Source organism: Nocardia brasiliensis, assembly GCF_011801125.1.
In the GTDB taxonomy this organism is placed as follows: domain Bacteria; phylum Actinomycetota; class Actinomycetes; order Mycobacteriales; family Mycobacteriaceae; genus Nocardia; species Nocardia brasiliensis_C.
Genome location: NZ_CP046171.1, coordinates 5,289,632 through 5,307,505, shown reverse-complemented (window position 1 = coordinate 5,307,505; position 17,874 = coordinate 5,289,632). Strand labels below are relative to the sequence as shown.

Below are 17,874 nucleotides of genomic sequence, written 5' to 3'. Positions count from 1 at the left end.
CGGACCGGTGGGACACGCGGCCACGCCGGGGGATAGCGTCGAAGGCATGAGGATCGCGGTGGTCGGTGGCGGGATCAGCGGCTTGGTCGCCGCGTATCGGATGCGGGTGCTGCTCGGCACCGAGGCCGAGATCCTGGTGCTCGACCGGGCCGAACGGCTCGGCGGCATCCTCTACACCGGCGAACTCGCCGGGGGCCCTTTGGATCTCGGCGCCGAGGCGTTCGTCGGCCGCAGGCCCGAGGTGCCGGAGCTGCTGCGCGAACTCGGCTTGCAAACCCAGCTCGTGACGCCCGCAGGGCTGCGGCCGCTGCTGTGGTCCGGCGGCGCGGCGCGTCCGCTGCCCGAGCGAACGCTGATGGGCATACCGTCGGACGCCGAGTCGATGCGCGGCCTTGTCGACGCGGAAACCCTGGCCCGGATCGCCGCGGAACCGCGACGGCCGCTGGTCTGGGAGCCGGGCGCCGACATCGACGTCTACCGACTGATCGCCGACCGTTTCGGCGCGCAGGTCGCCGAACGCAGCGTCGATCCGCTGCTCGGCGGTGTCTACGCGGGCAGCTCCCGCTCGATCGGGGTGCGGGCCGCGCTGCCCACGTTGGCCGCCGCCCTCGACGACGGCGCGCCCAGCCTCACCCATGCCGTCGCGGTCGCGCTGCCGCCGCCGTCCAATTCGCCGGTGTTCGGCGGTATCCGGGACGGATACCGGGTGCTGTTGGAGGCGCTGGCGGCGCGATCCGGCGCGAAGTTCGTCACGGCGACGCCCGCGACCCGGCTCGCGCGCGGCCTGCGCGGATGGGTGGTCGATCCGGTCGGCGCGGTCGACGCCGTCGTGCTCGCCACGCCCGCGCCGGTGACCGCGCGCCTGCTCGGCGCCGTAGCGCCGGACGCCGCGACCGCGCTCGCGGGCATCGAGTTGTCCTCGTCCGTCGTTGTCGCCCTTGCGCTTCCGGTGGAAGCCGAGCTGCCCCGGCATTCCGGGATTCTGGTGGCGACCGGGGAACCCTTGCGCGCCAAGGCCTTCACGCTCTCCAGTCGCAAATGGACGCATCTCGCCGAGCGCGACACCGCGCTGGTGCGCGTCTCCTTCGGCAAATTCGGTGACGACAGCACCTTGTCCTGGTCCGATACCGACCTGATCACCACCGCCGCGGCGGATCTGGGCACCGTCACCGGCACCGTCATCGCGCCCACCGACGCCGCCGTGCAACGCTGGCGCGGCGGACTACCCCAATACGCTCCCGGCCACACTGAGCGCGTCGCCGCCGCCGAATCCGCCGTGGCGTCGCTCGACGGCCTCGCCCTCGCCGGCGCCTACCTGCACGGCGTCGGCGTCCCCGCCTGCGTCGCCTCCGGCACCACCGCCGCCCATCGCGTCGCCGCCACGGTGTAGCAGCGCTTCCCGGCCTAAGCGCAGTGAGCTACCGCACCGCCGCGCGAGGGAGGGGGAGTGGCACGATGGGGGGTATGGCGCGACTGGACTATCAAGCACTCAATTCGACGATCCGGTACCTGATGTTCTCGGTATTCCAGGTGCAGCCGGGCGTGCTCGGCGACGACCGGGCCGCGGCGATCAAAGAGGCGCGGGCGTTCTTCGAGGGCTTGGCCGACCGCGAGGTCGTGGTCCGCGGCATCTACGACGTGGCGGGCATGCGGGCCGACGCGGACTTCATGATCTGGACGCACGCCGAGCGGGTCGAGGACCTGCAGGCCGCGTACGCGGACTTCCGCCGCACCACCGAACTGGGTCGCGCGAGCGCCCCCGTGTGGAGCAACGTGGCACTGCACCGCCCTGCCGAGTTCAACAAGAGCCACGTCCCCGCCTTCCTGGCCGGCGAGGACCCGGGCAACTACATCTGCGTCTACCCGTTCGTCCGCTCCTACGAGTGGTACCTGCTGCCCGACGAAGAGCGCCGCAAGATGCTCGCCGACCACGGCAAGGCCGCCCGCGGCTACCCCGACGTGCGCGCCAACACGGTCAGCTCGTTCGCCCTCGGCGACTACGAGTGGATCCTCGCCTTCGAGGCCCCCGAACTGCACCGCATCGTCGACCTGATGCGCGACCTGCGCGCCACCGAGGCCCGCCTGCACGTCCGCGAAGAGGTCCCCTTCTTCACCGGCCCCCGCGTCGAACTCGAAAAGCTCATCACCGCACTGCCGTAGGAGTCCCGGCAGACCCGCGGGCGTGACGACAACGATTCGCCTCGTAACGCCCGCAAGGTCGGGGTCACGACCTGGACTACGAACAACGTTGCACACCAAGTGTTGTGCGGCGGCGCCGACCGCCGCCTACACCCCGAAGCAGCATCCCAGCACAACCCATCGGCCCACCTTCGAGCACGCTGAACTGTAGCCACCGAACCCGCTGGCAGTTCGAGACCAGGGTCGACTCAGTCGGCAGGAGCCTCAGTGGGCTGTAACCGCAGTGAGATCGAGTTGATGCAGTAGCGCTTGTCGGTGGGGGTGTTGTAGCCCTCGCCTTCGAAGACGTGGCCGAGGTGGCTGTGGCAGGTGGCGCAGAGGACTTCGACGCGGTGCATGCCGAGGGTGTCGTCGGCTTTCAGGATCACCGCGTCGGATTCGGCGGGGTCGAAGAACGAGGGCCAGCCGCAGTGCGAGTCGAATTTCTCGGTGCTGCGGAACAATTCGGCACCGCAGGCCCGGCACTGGTACACGCCTTCGGTTTTGGTGTCGGTGTACTCACCGACGAAGGGGCGTTCGGTCGCGGCCTCGCGCAGTACCGCGTACTCCTCGGGGCTCAGCTTCGACCGCCATTGCTGCGGCGTCAGCTGGATCCGCGGTGCGGGCAGGGAGGTGTCGGCTTCGGAACTCATCACTCCACGCTAATAGGTTTGGCGACAGCTGTCGCCGCGCCGTTGGACGAGCTGGGCGCCGCGGATTTCGCCGTGCCGGGCACCGGCTTGATCCAGGTCGGGTCGATGCCGAACTGCAGCCGTCCTTCGCGCCGCGCGGACAGGTACCGCTCGCCGAGCACGCAGAACACGACGAGCAGCAGCAGACCCCAGCCGAAGGTGATGCGCAGGTACTCGAGATCGCGACCCCAGTGCTGCCAGCCGGGCCGGTCCGAGAGCCACTTGTCGTAGCTCATGAACCCGAAGACCGCGAGCCAGGCGGGCCAGTTGCGCAGCACCGAATTGCGCAGCACCACGGTCATCAGGAACGGGAACAGCATCATCGAGTAGTACATCTGGCCCAGCGAGGGCAGCAGGAACATCGCGGTGAGCAGCACACCGGACGAGGTGCACACGAAGAACAGTTCGTCTTCGCGGTAGTACCGGTAGAGCAGCCACAGCGAGATGGCGACGAGCACGCCCATGCCGAGGCGCATGCCCCAGATCAGCCACGGCGGCAGGCCGTAGTACTCACCGTTGCCCGCGATCGCGCTGTTGAAGTAGTCGCGCGTCTCGAAAAGGTAGGGCGCGGTGTGGGTGAAGAACTTCTCCGGGTCCTGCGAGAGCGGCCAGGCGATCGCCATCAACGCGGCAGGCACGCCGAGGGCGGTGAGGAAGACCTTCCACTGACCGCGTACGAGAGCGATGAGCAGCAGCGGTATCAGTGTCGGTTTCACCGCGAGACTCAAGCCGAGGGCCGCACCGGCCCACAGATCGCGACGCTTGAGCAGCAGGTGCAGGAAGATCAGCTCGGCGGCGAGGATGCAGCCGTTGACGTTGGTGAAGACCAGTGTGTTGGTGACGGTCTCGGACATGAACATCGCCAGCAGCAACACCGGCGCGACGACCGAACCCACCGTGAAGCGGAACAGCCGCAGCAGCAGATACCAGGCGAGCAGGATCGCGATGACGTTCACCAGGATGAACAGCCAGCGCGCCTTCTCGTAGTCGTGTACCCATGCCACGGGCGCGATCAGCAGCGTGCCGCTCGGGTAGTACAGGTAGTGCGGATCGACCCAGTCGAAGTTCGCCCAGTAGACCGGCCGCCGGTTCAGGAAGTCCAGTGATGCCTGGTAGACCGGACGGAAGTCATCGGTGATGTATCCGTTGACAGCCTTGATGAAAACCCGGTTCAGCACGGTCATGACCGCGATGGGCCAGAGTGCGAACTTGATCACCTCGGCGGTGGTGCGAGCGGTGCGGGGCTCGAGCTGTCGAAGTAACACTGGGGCACGGTACACCGGATCCCGTCGATCCGGTTGCCCGGACCTCCTCGACGCGCCGCTAGAGGCGCTGATCGACGCTCGATCAGGCCGGGCAGGCGGTGCCGTCGGCGGGCAGCTTCGCGTCTTTCAGGTAGTCGACCAGGATGCGCTGGGCACAGGTCGAATGATTGGTCACCGGATGACCGAAGCCCTGCCAGGTGAGTCCGGCCTGCCTGGCGCCCGCTTTGCCGAGTGCACCGGCGACCGAGGCCTGCCCGGCGTTGCCGACCACCGGATCGGCGATGCCGCCGAGCAGCAGCACCGGCAGGTCGAGCTTCTCGGGCAGCTGCGGCGTGTTCGACACCGGCCAGGCCGCGCAGCCCATCAGCGAGATCGCCTTCGCGCGACCGAACACCGGATACTTGCTCGCCCACTCGCCCATCAGTTCCTTGGCCCTGACGGGTGTGGGCGGCTGCTGAATGTCGGTGCAGCGGTTCACGAATTGGCCGTCGCTGCTGATCGCCGCGGATTCTCGCTGGATCAGGGTGGCGAGCGCGGCGCGATCGCCGCGCCCGGCCGCCGACAGCGCGTCGGCGAGTTCACCGACCCGGTCGGCCTGGTCGGCGCGCGGTCCGCCGAGGAATCCCGACACCGCGGTGAGCAGCGCGTTGGCCGAGATATCGCCCAGCTGACCGGAACCGGCGCGGTTCACCAGTTCGGTGATCGCGGCGCGCGGATCGGCGCCGAGCGAACAGCCGAGTCCGGTGCAGCGCTGGGCGAACGCGGTCAACGCGGCTTCGGCGCCCGTCAATTGCTGTTCGGCGCGGGTGGTGGCGTCGACGGCGACGGCCTCGGGGGAGTCGAGCACGAGCCGGGCCAGGTGATCGCCGTACTTGCGGGCGTAGCTCAGCGCGACCTTCGCTCCGTTGCCGGTGCCGAGCAGCGCGATGTGCTCGACCTGCCACACCCTGCGCAGCTGCTCGATGTCGTCGGCGGCGTGAGGTGCGTCGAAGGTGCCCTCGGAGGGCTGCAGGAAGTCGCGGCAGGCGATGGTGCCGTCCTGGCTGTACTCGATCATCGCCTCGACCGGATCGGCTGCGCCCGGCCCGAATTGGGCGTTGTCGGCCATGCCCTTGCGGATCTCGGCGGGCAGGCAGTCGATCGGCAGCGAGCTGCCGATGCCGCGGCGGTCCACCGCGACGATCGGCCGCGCGGCCAGCAGTGCGCTCGCCGGCCCGGTGGCCAGACCCGCGAGGGTGGCCGTCGAGGACCGGTCCGAGCCGGAGGTGAGGACCAGCGGGGCCACGTCGGCGGGGGTCTGCGGCAGTTTGGCGCGAATGGCGGCGGTCCGGAACTTGCCGCTCACCGAGCCCGCCGCATCGATCGGCGTGGTGAACTCGGCGCAGTCGAGTACCAGGCCCGCCGGGGCTGGCCCGAAGCCGAGCAGGTCGAGGGTCGGCTTGGTGCATTCACGCCAGGACAGATCGGATTTCGGCAGTTCGGCGCTCGGCGGCGGGGGCGGGGCGGGCGAGGTGGTAGCCGCGCCGCCGACCCGCTGGCGCTCGACGGCAACGCCGGGACGGTCGGAGGGCCCCGCCCCGCATCCGGCGATAACTGTCGAGAGTGTCGCGGCCAGCACGACGGCCCGAGTCCAGCGCATGCGCTACAGCCTGCCAGGTTCGGGCCGGTCTTTCACAAAGCAGGGGTCGACGGGCCGCGCCGGCGCGGCTATTGCCGGATCCAGCGGGTCAGCATCGTGCCGTCGTCGTCGAGCAGCAGGTGCGCGCGGCGCATCCGCCGATGGAACTCGTGTGCGGACAACGAGATCCGCCGTGCGGTGCCGCCGACCAGGATCGGGGCGGTGGTCAGGCACAGGTCGTCGACCACGTCGGCGGTGAGCAGTTCGCCGAACAGATGCGGTCCGCCCTCGCACAGCACGCGGTAGAGCCCGCGTTCGGCCAGCACGCGTAACAGGCCGTTGGGCGTGACGGCGAGATCGCCCGCCTCGATCACCTCCGCGCCCGCGTCGGCGAGTTGCTGTTTGCGCTCGGCGGGCGCGGTGGCGGTGGTGATGATCAACGGCGGGACCGTCGTATCGGTGAGCAGCCGGGCGCCGACGTCGATCGCCGCGCTCGCGGTGACCACCGCGATCGGTGGCGCCGCGCCGTCCGGATGTCCGCCCGCGCCACGCTGGTGCAGCGTCCGCCGCACCTGCGGATCGGTCCGCGCGCCGCCGTAGTTCTCCGAACGGACCGTGCCCGCGCCGACCAGCACGACATCGGCAAGTTCGCGCAGCATCAGGAACACGGTCTTGTCGGCGGGCGTGCCGAGTCCCTCCGACTGGCCGTCGCTGGTAGCTGCGCCGTCGATGCTCGCCACGAAATTGGCGCGCACCCATGGCGCGGACAGGTTCTCGGGGTAGGCGTACAGCCGCGCGAGATCGCCCGGGTTCAGGTCTGTGAGCTGGATCGCATTGTGGCTACGCTGCATGAAGATAGATCACACCACGTCACTAGGCTCTCGCGTATGCAAGAACGCCTCGTCGACCGCCACCCGGAGGTTCCGGCCGACCAGCTCGTCGCCCAGATGGTGCCGCCGCCCATGTTCGATGAGGTCAGCTTCGCCTCCTACATTCCCGACCCCAAGGAACCGAGCCAGGCCGCCGCGGTCCGCAAGGCCGAGGAGTTCGCGGGGGAGGTCGCCAAGATCCACAAGGCCGGGAACAAGAAGAGCCTGTTCGGCAAGAAGAAGCCGGTTTCCGGAGCGGGTCTCTACCTCGACGGCGGCTTCGGTGTCGGCAAGACCCACCTGCTCGCCTCGATCTTCCACAGTGCACCCGCGCCGAAGTCGTTCGGCACCTTCGGCGAGCTCACCAACCTGGTCGGTGCGCTGGGCTTCACCAACGCGGTGCAGCGGCTGTCGGCGAACAGCGTGCTGTGCATCGATGAGTTCGAGCTCGACGATCCCGGCGACACCATGCTCGTCTCGCGGCTGCTCACCGAGCTGTCCGCGCAGGGCGTCTCGATCGCGGCGACCTCCAACACGCTGCCGGGCCAGCTGGGTGAGGGGCGTTTCGCCGCCCAGGACTTCCTGCGCGAGATCAAGAAGCTCGGCTCGATCTTCGAGCCCGTGCGGGTCGACGGCCCGGACTACCGGCACCGCGACCTGCCGCCCGCCCCCGACCCGACCTCGCCCGAGGCGCTGGTCGAACGGGCCGCCGCGGCAAAGCATTCCACGCTCGACGAGTTCGACGCGTTGCTGAAGCATCTGAGCACACTGCACCCGTCGAAGTACGGTGAGTTGATCGCCGGCGTCTCCTCGGTGTTCATCTCGAACGTGCACCCGGTGACCGATCAAGCCGTCGCGCTGCGCATCGTGGTGCTCGCCGACCGCCTGTACGACGCGAGTGTGCCCGTCACGGTGTCCGGTGCCAAGCTCGACGAGATCTTCTCTCAGGAGATGCTCGACGGCGGTTATCGCAAGAAGTACCTGCGTGCCATCTCCCGGCTGCTGGCTCTGTCTCGCTTCGAGGTTCCGGCGTAAACCCGACCCCAGTGTGACCGGCTGATGTTTCAGTTGGTTTGCTGGGTCGGTGGGGGAGCTCGAACCACGGATGGGAGCACTCGCATGACCCAGCGCTCGATGCGCGCCCCGATCGCCCTCGCCGCCGGTCTGGCCATCGCGTTCGGCCCGGTGGGCGGTGTCGCGCTCGCCGACCCGCCCGCCGCAGCGGCGGTGACCTTCGATCGTGCGCTGCCGTTGCAGGGTGTACAGAACGCCCGCGACCTCGGCGGCTATCGCACGGTCGACGGCAAGTCGGTGCGCACCGGTCTGGTCTATCGCACCGGCCAGCTCAACAACGCGACACCGGACGACCTCGCGGTCCTGGCCGATCGCAAAGTGGGTGTCGTCGACGACCTGCGCACGGTCTACGAGCGCGCGGTCGGGCCGGACAAGGTGCCCGCGGGCGCGGTCGCGAACTGGGACGACGTCATCGGTCAGGCGCCACCGCAGGTGCTGGCGAGCACCCTCACCGGCGGTGACAGCCTCTACCGCGCGTTCATCACCGCTCCCGGCGCGAACACCGCGGTCGCCTCGGTGCTGCGCGACATCATCGCCGCCGACGGCAAGGCGGTGCTGTTCCACTGCACCGCGGGCAAGGATCGCACCGGCTGGACCGCCGCCGTGCTGCTCACCCTGCTCGGTGTCGACCGCGCCACAGTGAACCAGGATTACCTGCTGTCCAACCAGTTCCGTGGCGCGAGCCAGGACGATCCGCTCAACGGCGTCCAACAGCCTTGGCTGGACGCGGCATTCGATCAGGCGAACCAGACCTACGGCAGCTTCGACAACTACGTGCGCGACGGATTGGGCCTGTCCGCCGACGAGATCGCCGCGCTGCGGGACGCCCTGCTCGCCTGAGACATTCAGGATCGGTGCTCGGCGTACCAGCGGTCGATCAGCGCGGGCAGTTCCTTGCCCATCCAAATGAAGAACTCGTGCATGTCGCGCACCCGGGCGGCCTGCTCCCCGTCGGGATCGTCGAACAGCGCGAGCCCGCGGGCGGTCATCGCGGTGAGGTCGCTGTACATGCCGCTCTGCTGGCGGGTGAGTTCGGGCAGGATCCCCGCGCGGATCGCGTAGTAGTCCTTGCGATCGCCGGGCTTGGAGATCTTGTCCACCCAGCGCATGGTGACCAGGATCTTCAGCGCGCCGGAGATCGAGCCCTTGGAGGCCTGCAGCGCGTCGGCGATCTGGCCGAAGGTCTGCTCCGGCGGATTCGACACGAGCAGCCACCCCGCCGCGCGTCCGGTCATCCGGACCAGGCCCATGCGTTCGAGCACGATCGCGAAGTCCTCGACGAAGGCCAATTGTTCCGGGGTCGGCGCGGTGTCGGCGGAGCTCACGGCCGCGCCTCGCTCGGCTCGGCGGTGTGCCGGGCCCGCCCGGTTCGGTTCTTGCTTTCACTCACGGCTCGAGTATCCCTTCGGGGTCACGCGGACAGGTGCACGGGGCGGGCGGTGCCCGCCCCCGTCTCGCTCGGTCAGACCGCGAGGTCGCGCCGGTCGAACGCGGCCAGCGCGAGGACCATCGCGACCGCGGCCACCGCGATCAGCACGCTCAGATGGATCGCGTTCCAGCCGCTGACCACCGGTTTCTCGCCGACCGCGTAGTAGAACGGCGACAGCCTGCGCAGCCAGTCCGCGCCGAGGGTGTTGGCGAAGTAGCCGCCGAGCGCGAGCACCGAAACCGAACCCAGTGCCAGCGAACGCTTTCCGGTGAGCGCCCCGGCCAGCAGCGCGAGTGTGCCGATGGCGAGTGCGAGCAGTCCGAGGGCCACGCTGGCCGCGAGGATCTGCCCGGTGGGCACCACCATCTTCCCGGCGCGCGTGCCGCCGATCACGCTCAGCGCGAGAATGATCGTCAGCAACGTGAGCTGCGCCGTCAGCGCGGCGAAGCGCTGGCTCAGCAGTCGGACCCGGCTGATCGGCTGGGCCAGCAGCAGATCCAGCGTGCCGTTCTCCTCCTGGGTGACCGAGCGGGCGGCGAAGGTCACCGCGAAGATCACCATGAGCAGCAGGCCGATCATCGAGTAGATCATCGAGTGCAGAAAGCCGGTGGCACTGGCGAAATCGCCCGCTCCGAGCGCGTCGTAGACCCGGTTCTGCTTGATGTTGTTCAGCGAGCCCTGCTCTTTGAGCGAGTTGAACGAGGGCAGATAGAGCAGCGGCACCAGCGCGATACCGAGCGACCAGCCGATGAGGCCGCGGCGCTGTTCCTTCAGCGTCTGCGTGAAGACCGAGCGAGTCATAACGAATTCTCCTGTGCGGTAAGGGGGTTCGAGTCAGCGGCCGTAGAGGCTGAAGAAGATCTGCTCCAGGTCGGGCTCGGTCGAGAGCACGCTCACCAGCGGGTACTTGGCCGCCACCTTGAACAGCCCGTCCACCTCGCCCTCGGTGGTGCAGTGCAGCGTGCGTCCGTCGATGGCCAGGTCCCGGACGCCGGGCAGGCTCGCGAAATCGTCGGCGAAGACGTCCGCGCCGAACACCAGCTCGACCGAACGCGGTGAGCGGCGGCGCAATTCGTCGACGTTCTCGGTGCCGAGCAGGGTGCCCGCGCGCATGATCACGGCGTGGTCGGCGCACTGCTGAACCTCGCTGAGCACGTGCGAGGACATGAACACGGTCTGCCCGTCCGCCTTCGCCGCGGTGACCAGGTCCAGAAACCGTTGCTGCAACAGGGGATCCAGGCCGGAGGTCGGTTCGTCGAGGATCAGCAGATCGGGCCGGTGCATGAACGCGGCGACGATGCCGACCTTCTGCTTGTTGCCCTTGGACATGGCGCCGACCTTCTTGGACAGATCGAGGTCGAGCAGCTCGGCGAGTTCGGCGATCCGGCGGGCGGGCACGGCGCCGGCGCGCTGGTCGGCGAGGAAGCCGAGCAGCTCGCGCGCGGTGTTGCGGCCCTCCAGTGCCAGTTCGCCAGGGAGGTAGCCGATCCGCTTGCGTAGCCGCGCTCCGCCCTCGCGCGGGTCGACGCCGAACACCTCGGCGCGGCCCGCGGTCGGCCGGATCAGATCGAGCAGGATGCGGATGGTGGTGGACTTGCCCGCGCCGTTGGGCCCGAGGAAGCCGAACACCTCACCGGCCTGTACCTCCAGGTCTAGGCCGGCCAGGGCGACGTGCTTGCCGTAGTGCTTGGTCAAACCCTCGGTGCGAATCGCGGCTGTCATGAAGCACTCCTGAGTACTGGATGTTCTGCAAGGAACGATGCGTTCAGTAGATACTGAACTTGCAAAACTTGTCAACCCGGTACCGGCGGTTACGATCCGGGGTCATGACGAAGTTCAAGACGTGGGACGGCCTGGAACTCAACTATCGGGTTTGGGAGGGCGCGGGTGTTCCCGTTGTGTTGCAGCACGGGGTGGTCGCCGACACCAACGCGAACTGGATGAGCACCGGCGTCGTCCGCGCGCTGCAGGCCGAGGGCCGCACCGTGGTCTCGCTGGACGCGCGCGGGCACGGGCGCTCCGAGAAGCCGCATGATCCGGCGCGCTACACCTGGGATTTCATGGCCAAGGACCTCAGCGCGCTGTACGACGAGCTGGGCTTCGATCGGGTTGTGCAGGTGGGCTATTCGATGGGCGCGATCATCTCGCTGCTGGCCGCCGCGGCCGACGAGCGGGTCGAGCGGCTCGCCATCGGCGGGGTCGGCTCGGGCGTGCTCGACTGCGGCGGTGTCGACCGCCGGGTGGTCGAACTGACCGATCTGCAGGCCGCGATGGGGGAGGACGCCGCCGACGTGCCGCACCTGGCGATGATGTTCCGTATCCTCGCCGACGCGGTGCACGCCGACCGGGCCGCGATCACGGCGCTGGCGACCGGATTGGATTCCCGGCCGATCGACGGATTGTCCGAGGTGAAAGTGCCGACGCTGGTGCTGGCCGGCGACAACGATCCGTTCGCCGCCGAACCCGCCCGGTTGGCCGCGGCGCTACCCGACGGCACGCTCGCGCTGGTGCCGGGTGATCACCTGCTGGCCGTGGTCGCGCCCGAATTCCATGCCGCGCTGACCGAATTCGTGCGCTGAGTCGCGGCGCTAGAAGACCACCCGCAGCACGAAATCGTGGTGCGTCTGGGTGCCGACGGTGAAGGACTTGGTGCCGACCTGGACGAATCCGTGCTTGGCGTAGAAGCGCTGCGCGCGCGGATTCTCCTGGTTGACGCCGAGCCACGCCGCGGCGAAACCGCCCTCGCGGGCCCGCGTCAGCGCCGCCCGCATCAGCGCGGTCGACACCCCGCTGCCGTGATGGCCCGGCAGCACGTACATCTTGCTGATCTCCACCATCGGGCGCACGTCCAGCATCCGCGCGACCGCCGGGTCCGCCGGTTCGCCCGCGACGAGCATCGCGTAGCCGACGATGTCCTCGCCCGCGACCGCCTTGAGCACGGTCCTGGCCGGGTCGCTCAGGTACTCGCCGAATCGGTCGCCCGAGAGCACCTCGGTGACGTAGAGGTCGATGTCGTCGGGCGTGGCATTCGGCGGGCAGGCCAGCGGAAAGGTCGCCGCCGCAACGTCACTGAGTTCCTCGGCGTCCCACAGACCGGCCCGGTCGACGATGACTGGGATGTTGCTCATCACTCCAGTAGAGCACGGTCGTCGGCAGAGATGGGATGTTTATCGGCTTCTGGTCCGGTATGGAACACCCGCGCCAGCGCGATCAGCAGCACCGCGAACAGCAACGGGATCACGAAGCCGACGCGGTGACCGAACCCCGCCGCGACCGCGCCGACGACGCCGCCCCCGATCAGCGTGCCCGCGTAGTTGAACAGGTTCAGCCGGGCGATCAGGGCGTCCAGGCCGCGCCCGCTGGTCAACCGGCCTGCCTCGCTGAAACACAGCGGCGCGATCACCGGCATGCCTGCGCCCGCGATCAGGAACCCGATGATCGCGACGAGCGGGCCGGGCGCGCAGATCACGATCAGCAGGCCGATCGCCCCGATCAGGGCCGCGCTGCGCACCACTCGGCGCGGACCGAAGCGCCGGACCAGCAGGTCGCCGGTCAGCCGCGCCACCAGCGAGGCGCCCTGATACGCGGCGAGTGCGAGCGCCGCGGTCGCCGACGCGGCCAGCAGGTCCTCGGTCAGGTACAGCGCCGACCAGTTGCCGACGGCCAGATCGATCGCGAACACCAGTGCCATCGCGATGCCGAACAGCAGATAGGCACGCAACGCCACCTTCTTGGCCTCGACCGGGCTGCCCTGTTCGGCCGGACCGGATTCGGCCTGCCGCGGTCCGAGCAGGCGTGGCCCGAGCAGCACACCCGCGACGAGCACGAGCCCCGCCGCGGCGAGCAGGGTCTGGCGCAGCGTCACATCGAGCGCCTCGCACCCCGAGACGAACAACGCGCCCGCGATCGAACCGGCGCTCCACGCGGCATAGAAGGAGGACAGGATGAACGTCGCGTACCCGTGCTGAATGAACACGGCCTGCATGTTCGTGCTCGCGTCCACGATGCCGACCGCGATGCCGTAGCAGCCCAACGTGATCAGCAGTGCCGCCGTGTTCGGCGCGACCGCGACCGCGGTTCCGGTGAGGGAGATCAGCAGCAGCCCGGTGCGCACCGCGACCCGGCTGGACCAGCGCAGTGCCACCCGCTCGGCGAGCACGCTGCCGCCGCCCGCGAGCAGCGAGACCAGCACCACCGAGCCGACGATCAACCCGTCGGAGAGCCCGAATCTGTCCTTCTGCTGCGGTAACTCGGTCAGCACCACGGCGAAGAAGAAGCCCTGCAAGCCGAAGGCGACCGAGTTCGCCCTTCTGGCACCCCGCAGGACGGGCGCGATCGAACTCATCTGCGCAGGGTAGCGGGGGTCCCGGGCGACGGGGGGCGAATCGGTTCAGCGGTGTGTCCCCGGCTGTCGTGACGAAGGTCATCGCGCCGATCCCGCCGTGGCCGAGCCGGGTCGTCGCGCGTGCGGTCTTCGCGTCCGTCACTGCGCAGGCGCGGTCGCGGCCGGTCGGTGGCCGTCATGCGGGCTGTGCATCGAAACATCGTTTCGGTCAACCGACTTTGCTGTGCGCCGTGAGCGACGTAATCTCTCGCCCATGACGAGCGGAAACCGCATCGCGATCGTCGGCGCGGGTATCGCAGGTCTTGCCTGCGCGAAAGTGCTGATCCAGAAGGGTTTTCCGGTCGAGATATTCGACCGTGCCCCCGATGTCGGTGGCGTGTGGAGTGCGACCCGCAGGTACCCGGGGCTGCGAACGCAGAATTCCAAGAACACCTACCACTTCTCGGACTTTCCGATGCCGTCGGATTATCCGAAGATCCCCGACGGTCAGCAGATGCAGGCCTATCTGGAGGCCTACGCCGATCATTTCGGCCTGCGCGAATATCTGCGCCTCAGCACCGAGGTGGTCGCGGCCGACCCGGTGGACAGCGGCTGGCTGCTCGAGATCCGGGACGCGAGCGGCATACATCGGAGCTCCTGCGATCACCTGATCATCGCCAACGGCGTGTTCAGCGAGCCCGCGATCCCGGACTACCGCGGCGTCGAGCTGTTCCGGGCCGCGGGCGGTCAGCTGGGGCACTCGACCGAACTCGGCGATGTCGAGGCGGTGCGCGGCAAGTCGGTGGTCGTGGTCGGCTACGGCACCTCGGCCTGCGATATCGCGACGGCGGTGAGCGAGGTCGCCGCCTCGACCACCGTGGTGGCGCGGCGGCTGCTGTGGAAACTGCCGCGCAAGCTGGGCCGGGCCTTCGACTACGAGCGGATGCTGTTGACCCGCTTCGGCCAGGCCCACTTCCAGCACCCGGAACCCGGACTGATCGACCGCTTCCTGACCGGGGCGGGAAATTCGTTCCGGGTCAGCAACTTCGATCTCATGCAGGAGCTCGCGACCAAACGTCTGCGGCTGCGCGAACTCGACCTGGTGCCGGAGGGACGGTTCGAACAGATCGCGGAGAGCACCCTCGGCATCGCCGCCGAGGCCTTCTACGAGCAGGTCGGCAACGGCCGCATCGTGGTGCATCGCGACACCACCATCACCGAAATGCACGGTGGGCGTTCGGCTCCCGCCGTGCAGCTGGCCAACGGGCAGATCGTGCCCGCCGATATCGTGGTCAGCGCCACCGGTTTCCAGCAGCGGGTGCCGTTCCTGACCCCGTACGTGCAGCGCAGGCTCACCGACGAGCACGGCAACTTCCGGCTGCACCGCCAGATCCTGCCGTTGGACGTGCCGAATCTCAGCTTCGCCGGCTACAACTCCTCCTCCATCAGCACCGTCAGCGCGGAGGCCACCGCGCACTGGACCGCGGCGCTGCTCGCGGGCGAGCTACAGCTGCCCGAGCACGACGTGCTCAGCGAACGGATCGACGCGCGCCTGAACTGGTTGGCCGAGCGGACCGGCGGCCATCACGCGCACGGCACTGTGGTCACCCCCTTCTCCATCCGCGACCTCGACGACCTGCTCAGTGATCTGAAGTTCAAGCTGCCGCTGGGTACCCGTGCGCGGCAATGGGTGCGGCCGGTGCGCCCCGAGTCCTACCGCGGGCTGCACGGCAAGCAGCACACCGAGCCCGAGCAGTCCACGCCCGCCGCGGTGGTCGAGCAGAGCGCGGGTCACCCGGAATTCGGGCCGACCACGGCGCATCCTGAGTTCGGGCCGCGGGATGTGCCCCAGGCCCCGCCTGGATTCGGATCGCAGGGCGCGCCCCATTCCGAGTTCGGACGACCGCTGGCGACACCTCCCGGATTCGGACCGCGAGCCGCCCCGCAGGCGCCCGCTCCCGGCTTCGGCCCGCAGGCGACAGAACTCCGGACCGCGGACCCGCTGGCCGACGCGCCGACCGAATTCCTGCCCGTGCGGGCCTCCGGCCCCGCGGATCAACGCGCGGGCGGCCGATAGCGGCCGCGCCGCCGTTAGCGCCCGCGCCGCCGTCGCGGCGAATCCGGTTCGGCGTGGCCGAGACTCGCCGGGGTGAACTGTGGCGCAATGTTGGTCGCGCACCATTGCGCTGGTGATAATCCAGGCATGGAGGCGCTGGACATGAATCTGCTCGTGGCCCTGGACGCGCTACTGGACACCAACAGCGTCACCCGGGCCGCCGAGCGGCTGCACACCTCCCCGCCCGCGATGAGCCGGACCCTGGCCCGGTTGCGCCGGGTACTCGGCGACCCACTCCTGGTCCGGGCCGGTCGCACACTGGTGCCGACGCCGCGTGCCCTCGAATTGCGCTACGAGGTCGGCACACTGGTGGCCCAGAGCCGGGCACTGCTCGCGCCGCAGGCCGCGTTGGACCCGAGCGGATTGCAACGCACCTTCGCGGTGCAGGCCGGTGACGCGGTGCTCGCCGAACTGGCCGCGCCGCTGCTGAGCGCCGTGCGCGCGCAGGCGCCCGGCGTGACCGTGCGCTTTCTGCCCGAGACCCCCGACGGCTCGGCGGCGCTGCGCGACGGCCGGGTCGACATCGAGGTCGGCGTCATCGAGCACGCCGACCCGGCGACGACCGTGCGGCGCGTGCTCGGCGATCGCGTGCTCGGCATCGCCGCCGCGGATCATCCGCTGGTCACCGGCCGGGTGACCGTCGCGAGGTACGCCGCCGCCGCCCATCTGAGCATCTCGCGGACCGGGCAGGCCCGCGGCCCGATCGATGACCGGCTGGCCCTGCACGGCCGCACTAGACGCGTGGTGGCCACCGTGCCGAACCTGACCACCGCGCTGTTCGCGGTGCACGCGGGCGATCTGGTCTGTCCCGCGCCCGCGCTGCTCACCAGGTCGGCGCTGCCCGCACTGGGGTTGGGCGCGTTCGAGATTCCGCTACCGCTGCCCGAGGTGCCGATCGGCATGGCCTGGCATCCGCGCAACACCGCCGACGCCGGGCACCGTTGGCTGCGCGAGCTTATCGCCGCCGTGCTCACCCGGACGGTCGAGGCCGCGGTTGCTCAGGACGAGGGCGGGCTGGACAAGCGGTAGTCGCGCGGGGTGTCGGTGCTGCGCTCGGGCTGATAGCTGTTCGCGCCCAGATCGGTCGCGGGCGGGCCGAAGATGTCGTTGCGGCCGAGCGGGGCCGCCGCGGTCCGCTTCAGTTCGTCGAGCATCGCCTGCAACTTGTCCACGTGCGTGTTGTCCACGGGTAGCAGGCTCTCGTCCGAGGCACGGTGCTGCGCGCCGGTGAGTGCGACCCCGTTGTCCTGCGGCGCGGCGCCGTTCGTGCGGCCCGCACCGTGGTCGCCGCTGTCGTGCGCCGAGGGAACCGCGCTCTCGTAAGGCTGTTCCTGCGGGCTGGTGAAGTTCTGATAGGGCGACCCCACCGATTCGCGCGGCGCGGTGAAACTCGACTGCCGGACCGGTAGCGGCTCGCGCGGCGTCGGAGCGGTGAAAGTCTGCGCGGCGGGCGTCGGTTCGCGCGGCACGGCGACCGGTTCGCGCGGTGTCGTCGGTTCGCGCGACTGGGCGCTCTGTTCGCGCGGTGTGTCGGTTTGCTCGTGCGACGCCTGAACGGGTTCGTGTGCGGGCTGATTCGGCTCGTGTGCCGCCTGAACGGGTTCGCGTGCGGACTGGATCGACTCGTGGTTCGCCCGGACCGGCTCGCGCGAGGAGGGAATCGACTCGGGCGCCGCCTGGATCGGCTCGCGGGTGGACTGGATCGGCTCGCGCGGCGCCGTGGTCGGTGCACGGGGCGTTGGCGCGGTGAAGCCGGACGTGGCGCTCTGTTCTTGCGGGGCGGGCTCGCGGGGCGGAGTGAAGCCGCGCTGCGGCACCGCGTTCGACTCGGGCGCCGCCGACTCCCGGGACGTGCTGTGCTCGCTGCCGGGGTCGTAGCGTCGGGCCCCGCCCTCGCGGGCGGTCGGTGCCACCGCGTCGGGCTCGGTGGCGTCGCTCGACGCGGCATTCCTGCGGGTCGCGCGGGGTAGTGGCGGACGGGCGGCGGCGGGTGCGGCGCCTGCCTCGACTTTCTCCAGCCGTCCGTCGATGCCCGAGATGTCCTGTCCGGCACGGAACGCCCAGGCCTCCAGCTTGGCGAGCCTGGCCTCGAGGCCGTGCTCGGCCGGTGGGAGCACAACAGCACCGTCCACCCGGGCCGCCACGGCGTCCAGTTTGTCGCTGACCTCGCGCAGGACCGCCGCGATGCTCGACAACATCGCGCCGATCGACTCCTCGGCCTGCTGACCGTGCTCCATCCAGTACCCACTTCCCCGTATCGGCTCAGCTCGCGCTGGGCCGGACGATTCTATCCGCCCACTTGGAAATAT

At 69.4% G+C, this 17,874-nt stretch carries 17 protein-coding genes; 7 read left to right on the top strand and 10 right to left on the bottom strand.

The genetic code is table 11. The features are described from left to right. The first annotated feature begins 46 nt into the window (after positions 1 to 46). Together F5X71_RS23960 and hemQ are read left to right on the top strand one after the other, a co-directional pair. Entirely contained in the window at positions 47 to 1,390 is a 1,344-nt protein-coding gene (locus F5X71_RS23960; protein WP_167464058.1) for a protoporphyrinogen oxidase, read from the top strand. Positions 1,391 to 1,464: 74 nt separating this feature from the next. Further along, positions 1,465 to 2,160, top strand: a complete 696-nt coding sequence (gene hemQ, locus F5X71_RS23955; protein WP_167464057.1) for a hydrogen peroxide-dependent heme synthase — start codon at positions 1,465 to 1,467, stop codon at positions 2,158 to 2,160. Positions 2,161 to 2,387: 227 nt separating this feature from the next. Here the strand turns inward: hemQ and msrB are convergent, their stop codons facing one another. The 4 genes from msrB to F5X71_RS23935 form a co-directional block, all read right to left on the bottom strand. After that, a complete protein-coding gene (gene msrB / locus F5X71_RS23950; RefSeq protein ID WP_167464056.1) occupies positions 2,388 to 2,831 on the bottom strand; it encodes a peptide-methionine (R)-S-oxide reductase MsrB in 444 nt (147 codons plus the stop codon). Continuing rightward, entirely contained in the window at positions 2,831 to 4,135 is a 1,305-nt protein-coding gene (locus F5X71_RS23945; RefSeq protein WP_194250726.1) for a glycosyltransferase family 87 protein, read from the bottom strand. Before F5X71_RS23945 ends, msrB begins: the two co-directional genes overlap by 1 nt. An 82-nt stretch (positions 4,136 to 4,217) precedes the next feature. Continuing rightward, positions 4,218 to 5,774, bottom strand: coding sequence for an alpha/beta hydrolase (locus tag F5X71_RS23940; protein ID WP_167464054.1), 1,557 nt, complete (start codon positions 5,772 to 5,774; stop codon positions 4,218 to 4,220). 68 nt (positions 5,775 to 5,842) lie between these two features. Continuing rightward, positions 5,843 to 6,604, bottom strand: coding sequence for a pyrimidine reductase family protein (locus tag F5X71_RS23935; RefSeq protein ID WP_167464053.1), 762 nt, complete (start codon positions 6,602 to 6,604; stop codon positions 5,843 to 5,845). A 36-nt stretch (positions 6,605 to 6,640) separates the two neighbouring features. Between F5X71_RS23935 and zapE the strand changes: the two genes are divergently transcribed. Together zapE and F5X71_RS23925 are read left to right on the top strand one after the other, a co-directional pair. Then, entirely contained in the window at positions 6,641 to 7,657 is a 1,017-nt protein-coding gene (gene zapE / locus F5X71_RS23930; protein WP_167464052.1) for a cell division protein ZapE, read from the top strand. A gap of 84 nt (positions 7,658 to 7,741) precedes the next feature. Then, positions 7,742 to 8,536 (top strand): tyrosine-protein phosphatase, encoded by a 795-nt coding sequence (locus F5X71_RS23925; protein WP_167464051.1) that lies wholly within the window; start codon positions 7,742 to 7,744, stop codon positions 8,534 to 8,536. Positions 8,537 to 8,541: 5 nt separating this feature from the next. Here the strand turns inward: F5X71_RS23925 and F5X71_RS23920 are convergent, their stop codons facing one another. The 3 genes from F5X71_RS23920 to F5X71_RS23910 form a co-directional block, all read right to left on the bottom strand. Then, on the bottom strand, positions 8,542 to 9,021 hold the full coding sequence (locus F5X71_RS23920; RefSeq protein ID WP_167464050.1) for a GbsR/MarR family transcriptional regulator: 480 nt from the start codon (positions 9,019 to 9,021) through the stop codon (positions 8,542 to 8,544). A gap of 137 nt (positions 9,022 to 9,158) precedes the next feature. After that, positions 9,159 to 9,926: an ABC transporter permease subunit gene (locus F5X71_RS23915; protein WP_167464049.1), complete on the bottom strand. Its 768-nt coding sequence runs from the start codon at positions 9,924 to 9,926 to the stop codon at positions 9,159 to 9,161. 33 nt (positions 9,927 to 9,959) lie between these two features. Then, positions 9,960 to 10,847 (bottom strand): ABC transporter ATP-binding protein, encoded by an 888-nt coding sequence (locus F5X71_RS23910; protein ID WP_167464048.1) that lies wholly within the window; start codon positions 10,845 to 10,847, stop codon positions 9,960 to 9,962. A gap of 104 nt (positions 10,848 to 10,951) precedes the next feature. On the opposite strand from F5X71_RS23910, the gene F5X71_RS23905 reads away from it, so the two are divergent. Beyond that, the gene (locus tag F5X71_RS23905; protein WP_167464047.1) at positions 10,952 to 11,704 is read left to right on the top strand and encodes an alpha/beta fold hydrolase; all 753 of its coding nucleotides are present in this window, start codon (positions 10,952 to 10,954) and stop codon (positions 11,702 to 11,704) included. A 9-nt stretch (positions 11,705 to 11,713) separates the two neighbouring features. Here the strand turns inward: F5X71_RS23905 and F5X71_RS23900 are convergent, their stop codons facing one another. Next, positions 11,714 to 12,244 (bottom strand): GNAT family N-acetyltransferase, encoded by a 531-nt coding sequence (locus tag F5X71_RS23900; RefSeq protein WP_167466682.1) that lies wholly within the window; start codon positions 12,242 to 12,244, stop codon positions 11,714 to 11,716. An 8-nt stretch (positions 12,245 to 12,252) separates the two neighbouring features. Continuing rightward, the gene (locus F5X71_RS23895; protein ID WP_167464046.1) at positions 12,253 to 13,470 is read right to left on the bottom strand and encodes an MFS transporter; all 1,218 of its coding nucleotides are present in this window, start codon (positions 13,468 to 13,470) and stop codon (positions 12,253 to 12,255) included. Between the two features lie 253 nt (positions 13,471 to 13,723). Here F5X71_RS23895 and F5X71_RS23890 point away from each other — a divergent pair, with 253 nt between their 5' ends. Together F5X71_RS23890 and F5X71_RS23885 are read left to right on the top strand one after the other, a co-directional pair. Further along, positions 13,724 to 15,526 (top strand): flavin-containing monooxygenase, encoded by a 1,803-nt coding sequence (locus F5X71_RS23890; RefSeq protein WP_167464045.1) that lies wholly within the window; start codon positions 13,724 to 13,726, stop codon positions 15,524 to 15,526. A gap of 126 nt (positions 15,527 to 15,652) precedes the next feature. Continuing rightward, positions 15,653 to 16,594 (top strand): LysR family transcriptional regulator, encoded by a 942-nt coding sequence (locus F5X71_RS23885; RefSeq protein ID WP_174817125.1) that lies wholly within the window; start codon positions 15,653 to 15,655, stop codon positions 16,592 to 16,594. On the opposite strand, the gene F5X71_RS23880 is transcribed toward F5X71_RS23885, so the two are convergent. Then, entirely contained in the window at positions 16,564 to 17,802 is a 1,239-nt protein-coding gene (locus tag F5X71_RS23880) for a hypothetical protein (protein ID WP_167464044.1), read from the bottom strand. The two genes, F5X71_RS23885 and F5X71_RS23880, sit on opposite strands and share 31 nt — an antisense overlap. Between the last annotated feature and the right edge of the window lie 72 nt (positions 17,803 to 17,874).